At 72.8% G+C, this 18,619-nt stretch carries 14 protein-coding genes, 1 tRNA gene and 1 pseudogene; 8 read left to right on the top strand and 8 right to left on the bottom strand.

What is annotated here, in order from left to right:
- Positions 1-281 precede the first annotated feature (281 nt).
- The gene (locus GV126_RS13275) at positions 282-1,571 is read left to right on the top strand and encodes a citrate synthase (protein ID WP_159665963.1); all 1,290 of its coding nucleotides are present in this window, start codon (positions 282-284) and stop codon (positions 1,569-1,571) included.
- A gap of 670 nt (positions 1,572-2,241) precedes the next feature.
- Here the strand turns inward: GV126_RS13275 and GV126_RS13270 are convergent.
- Complete coding sequence (locus GV126_RS13270; protein ID WP_159665960.1) at positions 2,242-4,545, bottom strand: heavy metal translocating P-type ATPase; 2,304 nt, start codon at positions 4,543-4,545, stop codon at positions 2,242-2,244.
- Positions 4,546-4,666: 121 nt separating this feature from the next.
- Positions 4,667-4,918 carry a heavy-metal-associated domain-containing protein gene (locus GV126_RS13265; RefSeq protein ID WP_159673630.1) on the bottom strand — a complete coding sequence of 84 codons (252 nt, stop codon included), beginning with the start codon at positions 4,916-4,918 and terminating at the stop codon, positions 4,667-4,669.
- Positions 4,919-5,238: 320 nt separating this feature from the next.
- Here GV126_RS13265 and GV126_RS13260 point away from each other — a divergent pair, with 320 nt between their 5' ends.
- Both GV126_RS13260 and GV126_RS13255 read left to right on the top strand, forming a co-directional pair.
- Positions 5,239-5,592: a cupin domain-containing protein gene (locus GV126_RS13260; RefSeq protein ID WP_159673628.1), complete on the top strand. Its 354-nt coding sequence runs from the start codon at positions 5,239-5,241 to the stop codon at positions 5,590-5,592.
- A 247-nt stretch (positions 5,593-5,839) separates the two neighbouring features.
- Entirely contained in the window at positions 5,840-6,844 is a 1,005-nt protein-coding gene (locus GV126_RS13255; protein ID WP_159665957.1) for a Gfo/Idh/MocA family protein, read from the top strand.
- Between the two features lie 199 nt (positions 6,845-7,043).
- Here the strand turns inward: GV126_RS13255 and GV126_RS13250 are convergent, their stop codons facing one another.
- The 4 genes from GV126_RS13250 to GV126_RS13235 are packed head-to-tail and all read right to left on the bottom strand — an operon-like array spanning position 7,044 to position 10,952.
- Positions 7,044-7,946, bottom strand: a complete 903-nt coding sequence (locus GV126_RS13250; RefSeq protein ID WP_159665954.1) for a sugar phosphate isomerase/epimerase family protein — start codon at positions 7,944-7,946, stop codon at positions 7,044-7,046.
- Position 7,947: 1 nt separating this feature from the next.
- Positions 7,948-8,859: an ATP-binding cassette domain-containing protein gene (locus tag GV126_RS13245; protein WP_159665952.1), complete on the bottom strand. Its 912-nt coding sequence runs from the start codon at positions 8,857-8,859 to the stop codon at positions 7,948-7,950.
- 6 nt (positions 8,860-8,865) lie between these two features.
- Entirely contained in the window at positions 8,866-9,936 is a 1,071-nt protein-coding gene (locus GV126_RS13240) for an ABC transporter permease (protein ID WP_185947280.1), read from the bottom strand.
- Between the two features lie 5 nt (positions 9,937-9,941).
- The gene (locus tag GV126_RS13235) at positions 9,942-10,952 is read right to left on the bottom strand and encodes a substrate-binding domain-containing protein (RefSeq protein ID WP_159665948.1); all 1,011 of its coding nucleotides are present in this window, start codon (positions 10,950-10,952) and stop codon (positions 9,942-9,944) included.
- Between the two features lie 238 nt (positions 10,953-11,190).
- Between GV126_RS13235 and iolC the strand changes: the two genes are divergently transcribed.
- The 4 genes and pseudogenes from iolC to iolD all read left to right on the top strand — a co-directional run bounded on the left by iolC (position 11,191) and on the right by iolD (position 16,039).
- Complete coding sequence (gene iolC / locus GV126_RS13230) at positions 11,191-12,153, top strand: 5-dehydro-2-deoxygluconokinase (RefSeq protein ID WP_159665946.1); 963 nt, start codon at positions 11,191-11,193, stop codon at positions 12,151-12,153.
- A 50-nt stretch (positions 12,154-12,203) separates the two neighbouring features.
- Positions 12,204-13,082 (top strand): Cgl0159 family (beta/alpha)8-fold protein, encoded by an 879-nt coding sequence (locus GV126_RS13225; RefSeq protein ID WP_159665944.1) that lies wholly within the window; start codon positions 12,204-12,206, stop codon positions 13,080-13,082.
- Positions 13,083-13,233: 151 nt separating this feature from the next.
- Entirely contained in the window at positions 13,234-14,127 is an 894-nt protein-coding gene (iolB, locus tag GV126_RS13220; RefSeq protein WP_159665942.1) for a 5-deoxy-glucuronate isomerase, read from the top strand.
- A gap of 8 nt (positions 14,128-14,135) precedes the next feature.
- Positions 14,136-16,039: pseudogene (gene iolD / locus GV126_RS13215) on the top strand (3D-(3,5/4)-trihydroxycyclohexane-1,2-dione acylhydrolase (decyclizing)).
- Positions 16,040-16,448: 409 nt separating this feature from the next.
- On the opposite strand, the gene GV126_RS13210 reads toward iolD, so the two are convergent.
- Complete coding sequence (locus GV126_RS13210) at positions 16,449-16,937, bottom strand: MarR family winged helix-turn-helix transcriptional regulator (protein ID WP_159665940.1); 489 nt, start codon at positions 16,935-16,937, stop codon at positions 16,449-16,451.
- Between the two features lie 79 nt (positions 16,938-17,016).
- Here GV126_RS13210 and GV126_RS13205 point away from each other — a divergent pair, with 79 nt between their 5' ends.
- Positions 17,017-18,315: a multidrug effflux MFS transporter gene (locus tag GV126_RS13205; protein ID WP_159665938.1), complete on the top strand. Its 1,299-nt coding sequence runs from the start codon at positions 17,017-17,019 to the stop codon at positions 18,313-18,315.
- 141 nt (positions 18,316-18,456) lie between these two features.
- Here GV126_RS13205 and GV126_RS13200 read toward each other — a convergent pair.
- A tRNA-Pro gene (locus tag GV126_RS13200) sits at positions 18,457-18,530 on the bottom strand.
- Positions 18,531-18,619: the final 89 nt, after the last annotated feature.

Below are 18,619 nucleotides of genomic sequence, written 5' to 3'. Positions count from 1 at the left end.
GAAGGTGAAAAATGCTCCCCAAGAGCCCCAACAGGTGTAAATCCTCCACAACATCCCGTCCTGACGCGGCGTCAGAAAAAATGATCGATCAAACGAGTCGGAAAGGTCACAGACCACTTCCCGTCGCCGGGACGAGGGGGCAGGATGAGCAGGTTGGCGGCACTGAGTGCCGCCGATAGGCCCAATGGTCGACCCCGAGTGCACTCTCCTGAGCCAAATGGGGGATGGTAGAGACAGTCAGGGCACCTCGAAGATGAGGCACTACGTCGGTGAGGGAAGACGTGAGCGACAACTCTGTAGTACTGCGGTACGACGGCAGCGAGTACACCTACCCGGTGGTCGACAGCACCGTCGGCGACAAGGGCTTCGACATCGGGAAGCTCCGCGCCCAGACCGGTCTGGTGACCCTGGACAGCGGCTACGGCAACACGGCCGCGTACAAATCCGCCATCACCTACCTCGACGGCGAGCAGGGCATCCTCCGGTACCGCGGCTACCCGATCGAGCAGCTGGCCGAGCGCTCCACCTTCCTGGAGGTGGCCTACCTGCTGATCAACGGTGAGCTGCCGACCGTCGACCAGCTCTCCGCCTTCAAGAACGAGATCACGCGGCACACCCTGCTGCACGAGGACGTCAAGAACTTCTACAAGGGCTTCCCGCGCGACGCCCACCCGATGGCCATGCTGTCGTCGGTCGTCTCGGCGCTGTCCACCTTCTACCAGGACAGCCACAACCCGTTCGACGAGACGCAGCGCAACCTCTCCACCATCCGCCTGCTCGCCAAGCTTCCGACGATCGCGGCGTACGCGTACAAGAAGTCGATCGGCCACCCGTTCGTCTACCCGCGCAACGACCTCGGCTACGTCGAGAACTTCCTGCGCATGACCTTCTCGGTCCCGGCCGACGAGTACGAGCTGGACCCGGTCGTCGTCTCCGCGCTGGACAAGCTGCTGATCCTGCACGCCGACCACGAGCAGAACTGCTCCACCTCCACGGTCCGCCTGGTCGGCTCCTCGCAGGCCAACATGTTCGCGTCCATCTCGGCCGGCATCAACGCCCTGTGGGGCCCGCTGCACGGCGGCGCCAACCAGTCCGTGCTGGAGATGCTGGAGGGCATCCGCGACTCCGGCTCCGACGTCGACACCTTCATCCGCAAGGTGAAGAACAAGGAGGACGGCGTCCGCCTGATGGGCTTCGGCCACCGGGTCTACAAGAACTTCGACCCGCGCGCCAAGATCATCAAGGCCGCCGCGCACGACGTGCTCTCTGCGCTGGGCAAGGAGGACGAGCTCCTCGACATCGCCCTGAAGCTGGAGGAGCACGCGCTGTCCGACGACTACTTCGTCGAGCGCAAGCTGTACCCGAACGTCGACTTCTACACCGGCCTGATCTACCGGGCCATGGGCTTCCCGACCGAGATGTTCACGGTCCTGTTCGCCCTGGGCCGGCTGCCGGGCTGGATCGCCCAGTGGACCGAGATGATCAAGGAGCCGGGCTCCCGCATCGGCCGCCCGCGCCAGATCTACACGGGCGTGGTCGAGCGCGACTTCGTTCCGGTCGAGGAGCGCTGAGCTTCACAGCTCTTGTGGCCCCGTGTCCGCCGGCCGCCGGCGGGCGCGGGGCCCTCGCGTTTGCGGCGCCGCCCGGCGACGCGCGAGGTGAGGCGGGAACACCGGTCGCGGAGGCCGGCTGCACCGACCGAGCCGCGAACAAGCGGAAGGCGCCCCGGTGCGCCGGTCCCCCCACGGGCCGACGGCCAGGGCGCCTTCCCATGTCCCGGTGCGGATTCCCCCCACGGGATCCGGGCCGGGCGTCTGTGTGGACCAGCGCCTGAACCGCTGTACTGCATGCCGTACCCGGCTGTACCGCATGCCGTGCACGGGTGCGATCTGCCGGGACAGCGCACGCCCGGGAGGGCCGCTCAAAGCTTCCCGGCGTACGTGCCCCGGCACCGCAGCTCCGGGGAAGTCCCCCAAGACATCCCCAGACGTCAGTCCGCGCCCCCCAAGACGCTTCCTGACATCGCCAACTTAGACCTTCGAACCCCTTCGATGGTTACGTTCACATCACTGTGATCTGTGTCTCCACGCATGTCCTCCATGCGCAAGACCCTCGACATGGCGATCGAGGACCAAGCGTAAGGAATATGCGCGAGCTTTGTGAAGAGGTTATGTGAGGTGAGGGGCCGGTTCTGAGGGATCCCGCCCCGCGGACCCCTCCTCGCCGGAGGGGTCCGCGCGCTCAGCGGAAGCGGCGCAGCCGCAGGCTGTTGCTCACCACGAACACCGAGGAGAACGCCATCGCGGCGCCCGCGATCATCGGGTTGAGCAGTCCGGCGGCGGCCAGCGGCAGCGCGGCCACGTTGTAGCCGAAGGCCCACACCAGGTTGCCCTTGATGGTGCTCAGCGTCCGCCGGGAGAGCCGGATGGCGTCCGCGGCCACCAGCAGGTCGCCGCGCACCAGCGTGAGGTCGCCGGCCTCGATCGCGGCGTCCGTGCCCGTGCCCATCGCCAGGCCCAGGTCCGCCGTGGCGAGCGCGGCCGCGTCGTTGACGCCGTCGCCGACCATGGCCACCGTCCGCCCCTCGGCCTGCAGCCGCCGTACGGCCCCGACCTTGTCCTCGGGGAGCACCTCGGCGATCACGTCATCGGCGTCGATGCCGACCGTCCGGGCCACCGACTCGGCCACCGCGCGGTTGTCCCCGGTCAGCAGCACCGGCCGCAGCCCGAGCGCCCGCAGCTGCCGTACGGCCTCGGCGCTGGTGTCCTTCACCGCGTCCGCCACGGCCACGACACCGCGTGCCGCGCCGTCCCAGCCGACCACGACGGCCGTACGGCCGGCCGCCTCGGCCGCGTGCCGGGCGCGTGCCACGTCCTCGGGCAGCCCGTCCGGCAGGTCGTCGAAGAGGCGCCCCACGGCCACCTCGTGGCCCTCCACGCGCCCGCGCACGCCCCGCCCGGGGACGTTCTCGAAGTGCTCGACCGCGGGCAGCGGGCCGGCCGCCTCCTCGGCGCCGGCGGCGATCGCGCGGGCGACGGGGTGCTCGGAGGCGTGCTCCAGGGCGCCCGCGAGCCGCAGCAGCTCCTTCTCGTCGGTGCCTTCCGAGGCGTGGACCTCCTGGAGGGTCATCCGGCCGGTGGTGACCGTTCCGGTCTTGTCCAGGACGATCGTGTCGACGCGCCGGGTGGACTCCAGCACCTCCGGGCCCTTGATGAGGATGCCGAGCTGGGCGCCCCGGCCGGTGCCGACCATCAGCGCGGTCGGCGTGGCCAGGCCCAGCGCGCACGGGCAGGCGATGATCAGCACCGCGACGGCGGCGGTGAACGAGGCGGTCACGTCACCGCTGACGAACAGCCAGGTCAGCAGGGTGCCCAGAGCGATGAGCAGCACCACGGGCACGAAGACCGCCGAGATCCGGTCGGCCAGCCGCTGCACCTGCGCCTTGCCGTTCTGCGCGTCCTCCACCAGCTTCGCCATGCGGGCCAGCTGGGTGTCGGCGCCGACCCGGGTGGCCTCGACCACCAGCCGGCCGCCCGCGTTGACCGTGGCGCCGGTGACCGCGTCGCCCACACCCACGTCCACCGGCACCGACTCGCCGGTCAGCATGGAGGCGTCGACGGCCGAGGCGCCCTCGACCACCGTGCCGTCGGTGGCGATCTTCTCGCCGGGACGGACCACGAACCGGTCCCCGACGGCGAGTGCGGCCACCGGGATCCGCACCTCCCGGCCCTCGCGCAGCACGGCGACGTCCTTGGCGCCCAGTTCCAGCAGCGCTCGCAGCGCGGCGCCCGCGCGCCGCTTGGAGCGGGCCTCCAGATAGCGGCCGAGCAGGATGAACGCCACGACGCCGGAGGCGACCTCCAGATAGATCGTCGAGGCCGCGTCCATCCGGGAGACGGTGAGACGGAACTCGTCGTGCATGCCGGGCATGCCCGCGTCACCGAGGAACAGCGCCCACAGCGACCAGCCGAACGCGGCCAGGGTGCCGACGGACACCAGGGTGTCCATGGTGGCGGCGCCGTGCCGCGCGTTGGTGAACGCCGCCCGGTGGAAGGGCAGACCGCCCCAGACCACGACCGGCGCGGCCAGGGTCAGCGCGAGCCACTGCCAGTTGTCGAACTGCAGGACCGGGACCATGGACAGCAGCACCACGGGGACGGCGAGCAGCGCGGAGACGGTCAGGCGCCGGCGCGCGGCGGCCAGTTCCGGGTCCTCGGCGGGCGAGGAACCGGACGCGCCGGCCGGCGTGTCCTGCGCCGCCGGCTCGGGCTCGGGCGGCGGGGGCTCCTCGGCGGTGTACCCGGTCCTCACCACGGTGTCGATGAGATCGGAGACCTGTACCCCCGGGGGGTAGGTGACCCGGGCTTTCTCCGTCGCGAAGTTCACCGTGGCGGTGACGCCGTCCATCCGGTTGAGCTTCTTCTCCACACGGGCCGCGCAGGACGCGCAGGTCATGCCGCCGATCAGCAGCTCGACCCGGCGGGTCTCGGTCTCCGGGGGCGCCTCGGTGCCGCTGGTACCCCTGGTGCTGGTGGTGCTGGTCATGTCCGCTCCTCCAAACGAACGGACCGGACCGTACGGAACCAGTATGAGCTGGTCGATACGGCCCGGTGTCGACAGGCGCGACGCGCACGCGCGGGCCTCGGCGGGCGCGTCGCGCACGGGGTCAGGCGCGGCCGACGAGCTCGAAGCCCGCCTCGTCCACGGCGGCGCGGACCGCCTCCTCCTCCAGCGGCGCGGCGGAGACCACGGTGACCTCGCCGGTCGAGGCGACCGCCTTGACGGAGCTGACGCCGGGCAGCGCGGAGATCTCGGCGGAGACGGAGCCCTCGCAGTGTCCGCAGCTCATCCCGCTCACCTTGTAGACGGTGGTCACGGTGCCCGCGGTGTCGGACTGGGTGTCGGTCTGGGCGGTCATGTCGCTCTCCTCGTCGTGACGTGTGGGGTCGGCGGGGTCCACGGGGCCCCGCACTCTTCACACTATACCCCTAGGGGGTATGGGTTTCCAAAGAGGCGCGCGGCCCGGCGGTGAACGCCCGGCTCGCCGGCGAACGCGCGGCCCGGCGGCGTGAGCGGGGGCGGTGCGCGAGCGCCGGGGAATGTGCTGTCGAAAGGAGGCAGCCCAAAACAAGGGGTGCGCGGGAGGGGGGATGGGCAGAGGCGGATGGGAGTAGGAGACAGCGCACACCCTGTCCAGGTCACGGGCCGCCCGGCCGCGGCTAGGGTCCGCGCATGACCCTGACCCACAGCTTCGCCCTGCACGTCCCCGCCGTCGCCGACGCCGACCTCACACCCGAACCGCTGGACCCGGCGCAGATCGTCGCCGGGGCGCCGGAGGTGACCGGGAAGGTGGTGTGGAAGTCGGCGGACGGCCGCCAGGTCCGCGGGATCTGGCAGATCACCCCCGGGGTCGTCACGGACACGGAGGCGGACGAGCTGTTCGTGGTGATCAGCGGCTCGGCCACCATCGAGGTGGAGGGCGGGCCCACCCTGCGGGTCGGCCCCGGGGACATGGCGGTGCTGCGCGCGGGCGACCGCACCACGTGGACGGTGCACGAGACGCTGCGGAAGGTGTACGCGGTCAATCTGTGAACCGGTGGTTGTCCGGGGGGTTTGTCAGGACAAGAATGACAGGACCGCGTCGCTTCCGTGACCGAAAGGACGGCGATGTCCGCGACCTGTGCGCACCTCACGCCCTCACCACCGAGGCCGGGCCGGTCGGAGCAGAGGGGCCGGCAGGGCCGGTCGGGCCGACGGGGCGGGGCGGGGTGACCCGGAACGCCGCCCCCGTTCCCCGTTCCCCTTCGACCGCCGCCGCACCCTTGGAGCTGTCATCCCCATGCGTATCGGAATCCTCGGCCTCGGCCGCATCGGTGCCTTCCACGCCGAGACCCTCTCCCGCCTGGACGCCGTCGCCTCGCTCGTGGTCGCCGACCCGTTCGCGGACGCCGCGCGGGCCGCCGCCGAGCGGTTCGGGGCCGAGGTCGCGGACTCGCCCGAGGCCGTGCTCGCCGCCGGGGTGGACGGGATCGTCGTGGCCGCCGCGACCGACGCCCACCCGGATCTGATCCTCGCCGCCGTCGCAGCGGGCGTCCCGGTGTTCTGCGAGAAGCCGGTGGCCCGCACGATGGCGGAGGGCGTGAAGGTGCTCCAGGCGGTCCAGGACAGCGACGTTGCCGTGCAGATCGGCTACAACCGCCGCTTCGACGCGGCCTTCGCCGCCGCCCGGGCCGCCGTGCGCGCCGGCGAGCTGGGCACGCTGCACACGGTCCGCGCCACGACCCTGGACCCGGCGCCGCCGCCCGCGGCGTACATCGCGGGTTCCGGTGGCATCTTCCGGGACTGCGCGGTGCACGACTTCGACATCATCCGCTGGGTGACCGGCCGGGAGGTCACCGAGGTGTACGCGGTGGGCGGCAACCGGGGCGCGGCGTACATCGAGGAGGCGGGGGACGCCGACACCACGGGCGCGGTCCTGACCCTCGACGACGGCACGATCGCGGTGGTCTCCAACTCCCGCCACAACGGCCGGGGATACGACGTCCGCCTGGAGCTGCACGGCTTCGCCGACTCGCTCGCCGTGGGCCTGGACGACAAGCTGCCGCTGCGTTCGGCCGAGCCGGGTGTGACCTTCCCGGCAGACTCGCCGCACGCGTTCTTCATGGACCGCTTCGCCGCCGCCTACCGGGCCGAACTCGCCGCCTTCACCGAGGTGGTGGCGGGCATCCGGCCCTCGCCCTGCACGATCGAGGACGCTCTGGAGGCGGGCTGGATCGCCGAGGCGTGCACCCGGTCGCTGCGGGAGCACCGCCCGGTGCGGGTGGCGGAGGTGCGGACGGCCTGAGCAGGCGCGGGGCCGGCTCCGCCGCGGCGGCGGGGGCCGGCCTCCTGCCGGCGTCGGTGTGGGCGCCCGTGTCGGTGATGGTGCCGTGTCGGTGTGGGCGCCGGTGTGGGTGTCAGTGCCGGTGTTGCTGCCGGTGTCGGCGCCAGTACCGGTGTCGATGCTGGTGTCGGCGCCGGTACCGGTGTCGGTGCCGGTGTCGTCAGGCGCCGCAGGACCGCAGGAACCTGCGGGTGCGGGTGGCGATGGGCAGCGGCTTGTCAGGGGCGCACGGGTACATGTCCTGCTCGACGATCGCGAACAGGTCCACACCCAGCTTCTGCGCGGCCGCCAGGACCGGTTCCAGCGCGGGCACACCGGTGGGCGGCTCGCACATCACACCCCGCTGCACCGCCGGTCCGAACGCGACCTGGTGCGCCACCACGTCGGCCAGGACGTCCGGGTCCACCTGCTTGAGGGGCAGATAGCCGATGCGCTCGCCGTAGGTCTCGATGAGCTTGACGCTGTCGCCGCCGCAGTAGGCGTAGTGCCCGGTGTCCAGGCACAGGTTGACCAGGGCGGAATCCGTGGAGTCCAGGAAACGTTCGACGTGGGCCTCGGTGTCGAGGTGGGTGTCGGCGTGCGGGTGGACGACGATGTCGAGCCCGTAGGTCTCCCGCACCGCGCGGCCCAGGCGTTCCATGCCCCGGGTCAGGTGTGTCCACTGTTCGCGGGTGAGTTCGGGGGGCTCGAGGATCTCGGCGGTCTTGTCGTCGCGCCAGAAGGAGGGGATGACGACCAGGTGACGGGCGCCCATGGCGCGGGTGAGGGCGGCGCCCCGGCCGACGTGCTCCCAGGTGGCGTCCCACGCGGACGGGCCGCGGTGCAGGCCGGTGAAGACCGTGCCCGCGGACACCGCCAGGCCGCGCCGGTCCAGTTCGTCGGCGAGGCGGGCCGGGTCGGTGGGCAGGTAGCCGTAGGGGCCGAGTTCGATCCAGGAGTAGCCGGCCTCGGCGACCTCGTCGAGGAAGCGGTCCCAGGGCACCTGCCGGGGGTCGTCGGGGAACCACACGCCCCAGGAGTCGGGGGCCGAGCCGACGCGGATGCGGTCCAGCACGGGGGTCATGTCATCCGTTCCCTTCGCCGGGGGCCGGGGCGGCGTCGGCGACGTCCGCCGCGTCGGGCAGCTCCTCGACGTCGACGCCCCGGACCTGGGCCAGTTCGTGCTTGAGGGCGGCGAGTTCGGCGCCGCCGGCCATGTGGTGGGTCAGCTCCTCCAGGCTCACCTCGCTGCGCGCGGCGGACAGCTCCGAAGTGCCCAGGCGCAGCACGCTGAAGTGGTCGCCGACCAGGTAGGCGTGGTGGGGGTTGTGGGTGATGAGGACGACCCCGAGCCCGCGGTCGCGGGCGGCGGCGATGTACTTGAGCACCACCCCGGACTGCTTGACGCCGAGGGCGGCGGTGGGCTCGTCCAGGATGAGGACGCGGGCGCCGAAGTGGACGGCGCGGGCGATGGCCACGCACTGGCGCTGGCCGCCGGAGAGGGTGCCCACGGGCTGTTCCAGGTCGTCCAGGACGATGCCCAGGGCGCGCAGTTCCTCGTCGGCGGTCCTCTTCATCCGGGCGATGTCCAGGCGGCGCACGGGCCAGGGGCCCTTGGTGAGTTCCGAGCCGAGGAAGAAGTTGCGCCACACCGGCATCAGCGGCACGGTCGCCAGGTCCTGGTAGACGGCGGCGATGCCCCGGTCCAGGGCCTCGCGCGGGCCGGTGAACCGCACGGGTGCGCCGTCGACGAGGAACTCGCCCTCGGTGTGCTGGTGCAGCCCGGAGATGATCTTGATGAGGGTGGACTTGCCGGCGCCGTTGTCGCCGAGCACGCAGGTGACCTGTCCGGCGTGGACGGCGAGGTCGACGCCGTGCAGGGCGCGGACGGTGCCGTAGGACTTGCCGGCGCCGCGCAGTTCGACCAGGGGCCGCTCGCCCTCGGGCGGGGCCTCGGGCAGGACGGCGCCGTGCGGTGCGGTCTTGTCGGTCGTCATGGGGTGTCACCTCCGGGTCGCCGTGCGGTGGACCCACAGATTGATCAGGACGGCGCCGAGCAGCATCACGCCGAGGAACGCCCTGAACCAGTCGGGGTTCCAGCCGGCGTAGACGATGCCCTGGTTGACCATGCCGAACATGAAGGCGCCGAAGACGGGTCCGACGGCGGAGCCGTAGCCGCCGGTGAGCAGGCAGCCGCCGATGACGGCGGCGGCGATGTAGATGAGTTCGTTGCCCACTCCCTCGCCGGACTGGACGGTGTTGAAGGAGAACAGCTGGTGCATGCCGACGAACCAGGCGCCGAAGCCGACCAGCATGAACAGGGAGATCTTGGTGAAGGCGACGGGCACGCCGACGGCGCGGGCGCTGTCCTTGTCGCCGCCGACCGCGAAGATCCAGTTGCCGTACTTGGTGCGCAGCAGCACCCAGGTGGCCAGGGCCGCGAACACCAGCCACCACACCACGGTGATCTTCACCTGGACCCCGCCGACGTCGAAGGACGAGGCGAACAGGGCCTTGGCCTGGTCGAAGCCGTCCATGTCGCTGATGTCATCGGTGGCGACGTTGCCGGTGACGAGCTTGGTGACGGCGAGGTTGACGCCCTGGAGGATGAGGAAGGTGCCGAGGGTGACCAGGAAGCTCGGCAGGCCGGTCTTGACCAGCATCCAGCCGTTGAACGCGCCGACGGCGAGGGACACGACCAGGGCGACGACCACGCCGGTCCACACGTTCAGCGTGAGCTGGTAGCTCAGCATGGAGGCGGTCAGCGCCGAGGTGATGACCGCGACGCCGGCGGACAGGTCGAACTCGCCGCCGATCATCAGCAGGGCCACCGGCAGGGCCATGATGCCGATGGTGGAGGACTGGTAGAGCACCGTCGCCATCGAACTGCCCTGGCGGACCGAGGGCGCCGTGAGCAGGAAGAAGACCAGGACGGCGAGGGCACCGAGGAGGACGCCGACCTCGGGGCGGGCGAGCAGCCGGAGCACCGGGGAGCGCCGTGCGCCCGGGCCTCCGCCCGGCCTGCCGTCGGGGGCCGGTTCGGTGTCCGCCGCGGGCGCGGCCTGCTGGGTCATGTCGCTCACCGGGTGCCCTTCGCGGCGAACGCGGCCACCTTGTCGACGTTGGACCTGTCGACGAAGGCGGGTCCGGTGAGCACCGGCTGGACGCCGCCGCCGCTGTAGTTGCCGTTGTTCCTGTACAGCCACAGGGAGTCGATGGCGAGGTAGCCCTGCAGGTAGGGCTGCTGGTCGACGGCGAACTCGATGTCGCCCTTGCGGACGGCTGCGGTCAGGTTCTTGTTCAGGTCGAACGTGGCGACCTTCGCCTTGCTGCCGGCGTCGCCGACCGCCTGCACCGCGGTCAGGGCGAACGGGGCGCCCAGGGTGACGACGTGGTCGATGCCGCCGTCCTGCTTGAGTTTGGCGGTGATGGTCGACTTCACGGACGGCATGTCGGCTCCGTTGACGTACAGGGTCTCGGTGGTGCCCTTGAACGTCTTCTTCATACCGTCGCAGCGCTGGGTCAGGCCGACGTTGCCCTGCTCGTGGACGACGCAGACGACCTTCTTGGCGCCGACGGCGTTCAACTTGGTCCCGAACGCCTCGCCCGCCACGCTCTCGTCCTGCCCGAAGAACTCCAGCAGCCCAAGCTTCTTCCAGTCGGCGAGACCGGAGTTGAGGCCCACGACGGGTATGCCCGCGCCGACCGCCTTGCCGACGACGGCCTTGAGGGCGTCGGGCTTGGCGAGGGTGACGGCGATGCCGTCGGCCTTCTGGTCGACGGCGTTCTGCACGAGGTTGGCCTGCCTCCCGGCATCGGGGTCGGCGGAGTAGACCAGCTTGATGTTGTCCTTGGCGGCGGCGGCCTCGGCGCCCTTGCGGACGATGTCCCAGAACGTGTCGCCGGGTGCCTGGTGGGTGACCAGCGCGACCGTCATCCGGGGCGTGGTGGCCCTGCCCGCGGACGCGGCGCCCCCGCCCTCCTCGGCCTTCTTGCCGCCGGAGCCGCTGGAGCAGCCGGCGAGGGTCAGGGCCGCCGCGGCGGCCAGGGCCACGGCGGGGACGAGTCGGCGGGAGCGGGAAGAGTCCATCTGTCCGGCACCTCACTGTGCGACAAGAGGAAGACTCCGGGATCCAATCCCCCTGCCACGCCCACTGTCAATACTTTGTCAAGACATCATTTCACGCACAGGTCAGAATGTCAGCACAAAGCATTGACAGTGTGGCCCCCGGGGTCCTACACCTGGGAGGCGGCAGGCTCCGGGGTCTCGCGTCTCCACCGTCGCAGGGCTCCCGGGGTGGTGCACCCCAGCCCAGCTAGGAGCGTCCATGGCCGAGTCCGTCCCGTCCTTCGACCTGATCACGATGGGCCGTATCGGGGTCGATCTCTACCCCCTCCAGTCCGCCGTACCCCTGGCGCGGGTCGAGTCCTTCGGCAAGTTCCTGGGCGGCTCGGCCGCCAACGTGGCCGTCGCCGCCGCCCGGCTCGGCCGCCGCACCGCCGTCATCACCCGCACCGGGGCGGACCCCTTCGGCGCCTATCTGCACCAGGCGCTGCGGGACTTCGGCGTGGACGACCGCTGGGTCACGCCGGTGGAGGCCTATCCGACCCCGATCACGTTCTGCGAGATCTTCCCGCCGGACGACTTCCCGCTGTACTTCTACCGCCGGCCCAAGGCCCCCGACCTGGAGATCCACACCGGCGAACTGGACCTGGCCGCGGTGCGCGCCGCCCGGATCTTCTGGATGACCGGCACCGGCCTGAGCGAGGAGCCCAGCCGGTCCGCCACCCTGGCCGCGCTCACGGCCCGCGCCAAGGCCGGCCCCACCGTCTTCGACCTGGACTGGCGGCCCATGTTCTGGCCCGACCCGGACGGGGCCCGCCCCCACTACGCCGAGGCGCTGCGGCACGCCACCGTGGCGGTCGGCAACCTCGACGAGTGCGCGATCGCCACCGGCGTGCGCGAACCCGCCGCCTGCGCCGAGGCACTGCTGGCGGCCGGCGTCGAGCTGGCCGTGGTCAAGCAGGGACCCAAGGGGGTCCTCGCCGTCCACCGCGACGGCACCCGGGCCGAGGTGCCGCCCGTGCCCGTGGAGGTGGTCAACGGGCTCGGCGCGGGCGACGCCTTCGGCGGCGCGCTGTGCCACGGCCTGCTGGCCGGCTGGGACCTGACGAGCACCATGCGGTACGCCAACGCCGCCGGCGCCCTGGTCGCCTCCCGCCTGGCCTGCTCCGCCGCCATGCCCACCCGGGCGGAGGTCGACGACCTGCTCGCCCGCGCCACCGCCTGACCGGAGCCGTCCCGTGCCCGACGGAGCCGTCCTGTGAACGGAGCCTTCCCTTGAGCGTCAGCATCCCCGACCTCACCGCCGTCCGCGCCCGGCACCCCGAGGCGGTCGCCGAGGCCGCCGCACGCCGGGTGCGCCGCCCGCTGCTCGGCGACAGCGGCCGGCTGCTGATCGTCGCCGCCGACCATCCCGCGCGCGGCGCGCTGCGCGTCGGCGACCGGGACCTGGCCATGGCCAACCGGGCCGACCTGCTGACACGGCTGTGCGCGGCACTGTCCCGGCCCGGCGTGGACGGGGTGCTGGCCACCGCCGACGTCCTGGAGGACCTGCTGCTGCTCGGGGTGCTCGACGGCAAGGTGGTGATGGGCTCCATGAACCGCGGCGGCCTGGCCGGGGCGGCGTTCGAGATGGACGACCGCTTCACCGGGCACCGCGCCCGCGACCTGGCCCGGCTCCGCTTCGACGCCGGCAAGCTGCTGCTGCGCATCGACTACGACGACCCGGGCTCGCTGGCCACCCTGGAGTCCACGGCGCGCGCCATCGACGAGATGGCCGAGCGGCATCTGCCGGTGTTCGTCGAGCCGTTCATCTCCCGCCGCCGCGACGGCCGGGTCGTCAACGACCTGTCCGCCGCGGCCGTCACCCGGGCCATCGCCATCGCCTCGGGCCTGGGCGGCACCTCCGCCTACACCTGGCTGAAGCTGCCGGTCACCGCGGACCCGGACGACATGGGCGAGGTCCTGCGGACCTCCACGCTGCCGGTCGTCCTGCTCGGCGGCGAGGTCGGCGACGACCAGGAGGCCGCCTACGAACGCTGGCGCAAGGCGCTGCGGCTGCCCACCGTGCAGGGCCTGGTGGTGGGCCGCTCCCTGCTCTACCCGGCCCGGGGCAGCGTCGAGCAGGCGGTCGACACGGCCGTGAGTCTGCTGTGAGCGGGCCGGACATGACGGAGCCTGGTAGCGCGGGGGCCGGCGGACCCGGCCGCCGTGCCCGGGCCCCCCTGGCCGGGGCCGGCCCGTGACCCGGGCCGGCCCGCGGCCGAGCCGGCCATGACCGTGTCCGCGTCACCTGGAGGCTTCGACGATGACCAGCCCGTACCACCTCCCCGCCGGCAAGGCCGCCGACGGGCCCTACGCCGTGCACGTCAGCCCGGAGTCGGCCGGCTGGGGCTACTCCGGCCTGCGCGTCCTCGACCTGCCGGCCGGTGGCTCGCACACCTTCGACACCCAGGACAGCGAGTGGATCGTGCTGCCGCTCAGCGGGGGCTGCACCGTGGCCACCTCCGACGACTTCGGCGACGACACCTTCGAACTCGCCGGCCGCGACAGCGTGTTCGGCGCGGTCAGCGACTTCGCCTATGTGCCGCGCGACGCCCGCACGACCGTCTCGTCCGCCGGGGGCGGCCGGTTCGCCCTCACCGGCGCCCGCTGCACCCGGCGCCTGCCCGCCCGCTACGGACCTGCCCGCGAGGTGGCGGTGGAGCTGCGCGGCACCGGCTCCTGCTCCCGCCAGGTGAACAACTTCGCGGCGGCGGGGGCGTTCGAGTGCGACAAGCTGATCGCCGTCGAGGTGATCACGCCGGGCGGCAACTGGTCCTCCTTCCCACCGCACAAGCACGACGAGCACCGGCCGGGCGAGGAGTCGGTCCTGGAGGAGATCTACTACTTCGAGTTCGCCGCGCACGACGGCGTGTCCGGCCTCGGCTACCAGCGGGTCTCGCCGTCCGGGCAGGGCCGGGGCACGGACGTGCTGGCCGAGGTGCGCGACGGCGACGTGGTCCTCATCCCGGACGGCTGGCACGGCCCGTCCATGGCGGTGCCCGGCCACCACATGTACTACCTGAACGTGATGGCGGGCCCGGACCCCGAGCGCGCCTGGCTGATCCGCGACCACCCGGACCACGCCTGGATCCGCGACACCTGGCCCGCGCAGCCCGTCGACGCGCGCCTGCCCCTCTACACCGCCCCGTCCCCGTGAGGTCCCCGATGAGCGAGCCGAGCACGACGCCGAGCACGACGCAGGACACCGCACACAGCGACGCGACGGTCCGGCTGACCGTCGCCCAGGCCCTCGTGCGGTTCCTGACCGCCCAGTACACCGAACGGGACGGGCGGCGCCGGCGGCTGATCGCCGGCACCTGGGGCGTCTTCGGCCACGGCAACGTCGCGGGCGTCGGCCAGGCGCTGGTGGAGTACGCGGATGTCATGCCGTACCACCAGGGCCGCAACGAGCAGGCGATGGTGCACGCGGCCGTCGGCTACGCCCGCCAGTGCGGCCGGCTGGCCACGCAGGCGGTGACCACCTCCATCGGCCCCGGCGCGACCAACCTGGTCACGGGCGCCGCGCTGGCCACGATCAACCGCCTCCCGGTGCTGCTGCTGCCCGGCGACTACTTCGCCACGCACGCCGCCGACCCGCTGCTGCAGCAGCTGGAACACCCGGTCGCGGCGGACGTGTCGGTCAACGACACGCTGCGCCCGGTCTCCCGCTGGTTCGACCGGATCACCCGCCCCGAGGCCCTGATCCCCGCCGCGCTGCACGCGATGCGGGTGCTGACCGATCCGGCCGAGACCGGCGCGGTCACCCTCGCGCTGCCGCAGGACGTGCAGGCGGAGGCGTTCGACTGGCCGCGGGAGTTCTTCGCCGAGCGGGTGTGGCACATCCGGCGCCCCGCCCCGGACCCGGCCGAACTCGCCGCGGCGGCCGACGCGATCAGGTCGGCGGCCCGCCCGCTGATCGTGGCGGGCGGCGGCGTCCACCACAGCGCGGCCGAGGAGGCGCTGAAGGCGCTGGTGGACGCCACCGGCATCCCGGTCGCCGCGACCCAGGCGGGCAAGGGCGCGCTGCGCCACGACCACCCGGCCGACGTCGGCGGCATCGGCCACACCGGCACCGCGGTGGCCGACCACCTCGCGCGCACCGCGGACCTGGTCGTCGGCGTGGGCACCCGGTCCACCGACTTCACCACGGCTTCCGGCACCCGGACGTCCGCTTCGTGAACCTCAACATCACCGCGTTCGACGCGCACAAACTGGCCGCCGCCCCGCTGGTCTGCGACGCGCGGACCGGGCTGACCGCGCTGAGCGAGGCCCTGGCCGGACACCGTGTGGAGGCGGCCTACGAGGCCGAGTACCGCGCGGGCAAGGACCGCTGGGACCGGGTGGTCGAGGCGGCGCTGCGCGCGGACGACGACCGCGCCGCACCGACCCAGACGCAGGTGATCGGCGCGCTGGACGCGGTCGTCGGCGACGACGACGTGGTGATCAACGCGGCCGGCTCGCTCCCGGGCGACCTGCACAAGCTGTGGCGGGCCCCCCCGCCGCGCCCGTACCACCTGGAGTACGGCTACTCCTGCATGGGCTACGAGATCCCGGCGGCCATCGGCGTGCAGCAGGCCGCACCCGGCACACCGGTGTGGGCACTGGTCGGCGACGGCACCTACCTGATGATGCCGACGGAGATCGTCACCGCGGTGCAGGAGGGCCTGCCCATCACCGTGGTCCTCCTGCAGAACCACGGGTACGCCTCGATCGGCGGCCTGTCGGAGTCGGTGGGCGCCGAACGCTTCGGCACCGCCTACCGCTACCGCGCCGCCGACGGCTCGTTCACCGGCGCCCCGCCCCCGGTCGACCTGGCCGCCAACGCGGGCAGCCTCGGCATGGACGTGCTGCGCGCCAAGACCGTGGGCGAGCTGCGCGAGGCGCTGCGCACGGCCCGCGCCGCCGACCGTCCGACGTGCGTGTACGTCGAGACGGACCCGGCGCCGACCGCTCCCCCGGCCGAGGCGTGGTGGGACGTGCCGGTGGCCGCCGCCTCCACCCGCGAGGCGGCCGTCCGGGCCCGCGCGGCCTACGACCGCCGGGTGGCGGACCGCCGGCACCACCTGTGACGGACGGCGGGCCGCCCGGCTGCTCCGGGCCGTCCGCCACGCCTTGGCGGGATCCGCCGCACTCCGGCACGGTGGGCCGCCCGGGGCTCCGGCACGGTGGCCCGGCCGGCCGGCCGGGTCCGGGCGGCCGCTCGGGTCCGGGCGGCCGCTCGGTTCCGGGCACCCTGCCCGGCACGGCGGACGACGAACCCGGCACACGGGCGACGGGATCGCCATACATCGGCGTACAGAGAACCGGCCCGGCACACGGGCGACGGGCGACGGGCGACGGGCGACGGAACCAGGCACGACGAGGGCCCGCCCGGCACCAGGGCGCGCCCGGCGCACGCCGGGTGGGCGGGGCCGGCCCGACGCGCGGGGCGGCCGGCGGGGTGCTGCCGGTACGGTGCCGCCGTCGCCAGGACGGTCGTCAGCCGCGCGCGGCGTTGCGCTGGGTTCTGAGGGCGGACGCCAGCGCGCGCAGCGCGGGACCGGCGGCGGTCAGCGCGGCCCGCTGGTCACCGGACAGCGTGGCCAGCGAGTCCGCGAAGATCTCCGCCCACGCCTGCTCGATCATGGCCATGCCCTGCACGGCCGCCATGGTCGGGAAGAGCCGGACCGCGCGGCGGTCGTGCGGGTCCCGCTCCCGCCGGACCAGTCCCTGCCCCACCAGGCCCCGTACGGCGGTGCTCACATTGCTCGCGTGCAGGCCCAGTTGCTGGGCGAGCGTGCCGACCCCGGTCCCCGGCGCGTCCAGGATCTGGCGGAGCACCTCCAGGTCCGAGGGCGGCAGCGGTGCGAGCCCGGCCTCTTCGACACCGCGCAGCCGGAGCACACGCCCGAGCGCGTAGAGGGCCGGAGTCAGATTCCTCGCCTCCCGCAGAAGCGCCTCGTCACCCACCGCATCGGTCCCGTCCATGCAGCGATCGTAGCGGTAGTTATAGTTCTATAACTATAGTGGCGTGCATCGAACCGTCGCCTCCTGTCAGGAGCCTCCGATGTCCACACCGCTCACGGGGCCGGCGCACCGGCAGGCGCACGAGCCGACCGCGCTGCTCACGGCGACCCTGGCGCTGTTGTCGTTCGTGCTGCCGCTGGCCACGGACATGTACCTTCCGGCCTTCCCGAAGATGGCCGACGACCTGGGCACCGACGCCTCCGGCGTCCAGCTCACCCTGACCGCCTTCCTGTTCGGCACGGCGCTGGGCCAGCTGTTACTGGGCCCGCTGTCCGACCGCTACGGACGCCGCAGGCCGATCCTGCTGGGCGCCGCGGTGTGCACCCTGGCCACGGCGTTGTGCGCGGTGGCGCCCGACCTGCCGGTGCTGATCCTGCTGCGGTTCGTGACCGGCTTCACCGGCGCGGCCGGCCTGGTGGTAGGGCGGGCCGTCGTCTCCGACGTGGCGACGGGGACCGTCGCCGCCCGGCTGTTCGGCGTGCTGATGGCCCTCGGCGGCATCGCCCCCATCGTGGCCCCCTTGGCGGGCGGCGCCGTGGCCGGTGACGCCGGTGGCTGGCGCGGCGTGTTCTGGGTGCTCGCGGGGGTCTCGGCCCTGATGTTTCTGGCGGCCCTGTTCTTCGTCCCCGAGAGCCTGCCCGAGCAGCGACGCCGGCCGGGCGGGGCCCGCGCCACGGTGGACGCCCTGCGCTGCGTGCTCACCGACCGCGCCTACGTCGGGTACACCCTGGCCTTCGCCTTCGCCTGCGGCGCGCTGTTCTCCTACATCGCCGGTTCGGCGTTCCTGCTCCAGAACGTCCTCGGTTTCTCCGTGGGTCAGGCGTCCGTCGCCTTCTGCCTGGGCGCGCTGACGGCAACCCTGTCCAGCGCCGCCAGCACCAAGCTGGTCGACCGGTACCCGCCGCGGCTGCTGCTGCGCGTCGGCCTGACCGTGATGCTGGCCGCCACCACGGCGGCGCTGCTGATCACCCTCGCCGGGCGGCTCGACCGGGTGCCGGCCCTCGGCCTCATCGGGATCGCCTTCCTCGGCCTCGGTCAGGTCTTCGGCACCGCCACCGCGCTCGCCATCGAGCGCGTCCCGCACGCGGCCGGCACCGGCTCCGCCCTGCTCGGCACCCTGCAGAGCGTGCTGGGCGGTGTCGCCTCACCGCTCATCGGGCTCGGCGGGGACGACACCGCCGTACCGCTGTTCACGGGCATGGCGCTCTGCTCCCTGGCCGCGCTGCTCGCCCTGGCGCTGACCCGCCGCGCGGCCCCACTGGAGCGGTCGGCCGGTCCTGCGGCCGACGACATGGACAGCCCCGCGGCGGCCGCGGCCCGACCCGCTCCGTTCACCTGACGAGGTCGGCCGACCGGCCCGGCCGGCCCGGCGATCCACGATGCCGGCCGCTCAGGCCGTCCCGGTCGCGTCCGCAGCGCAGCGGACAGCGAACAGGCCGTGCCGGAGTGCTCCGGCACGGCCTGTCACCGTGCTTCTCTGTCGGGACGACAGGATTTGAACCTGCGACCCCTTGACCCCCAGTCAAGTGCGCTACCAAGCTGCGCCACGTCCCGATGCGCTCACGTGCGGTCGTCCGCCCGAACGCGCGAAGGTCACTTTACCGCACCTGGGGGGCAGGACCGAAGGGGGCGCGGGGTGCGGG

The organism is Streptomyces mexicanus (genome assembly GCF_902506575.1).
GTDB lineage: Bacteria > Actinomycetota > Actinomycetes > Streptomycetales > Streptomycetaceae > Streptomyces > Streptomyces mexicanus.
This window is presented reverse-complemented; position numbering and strand designations above follow the sequence as displayed.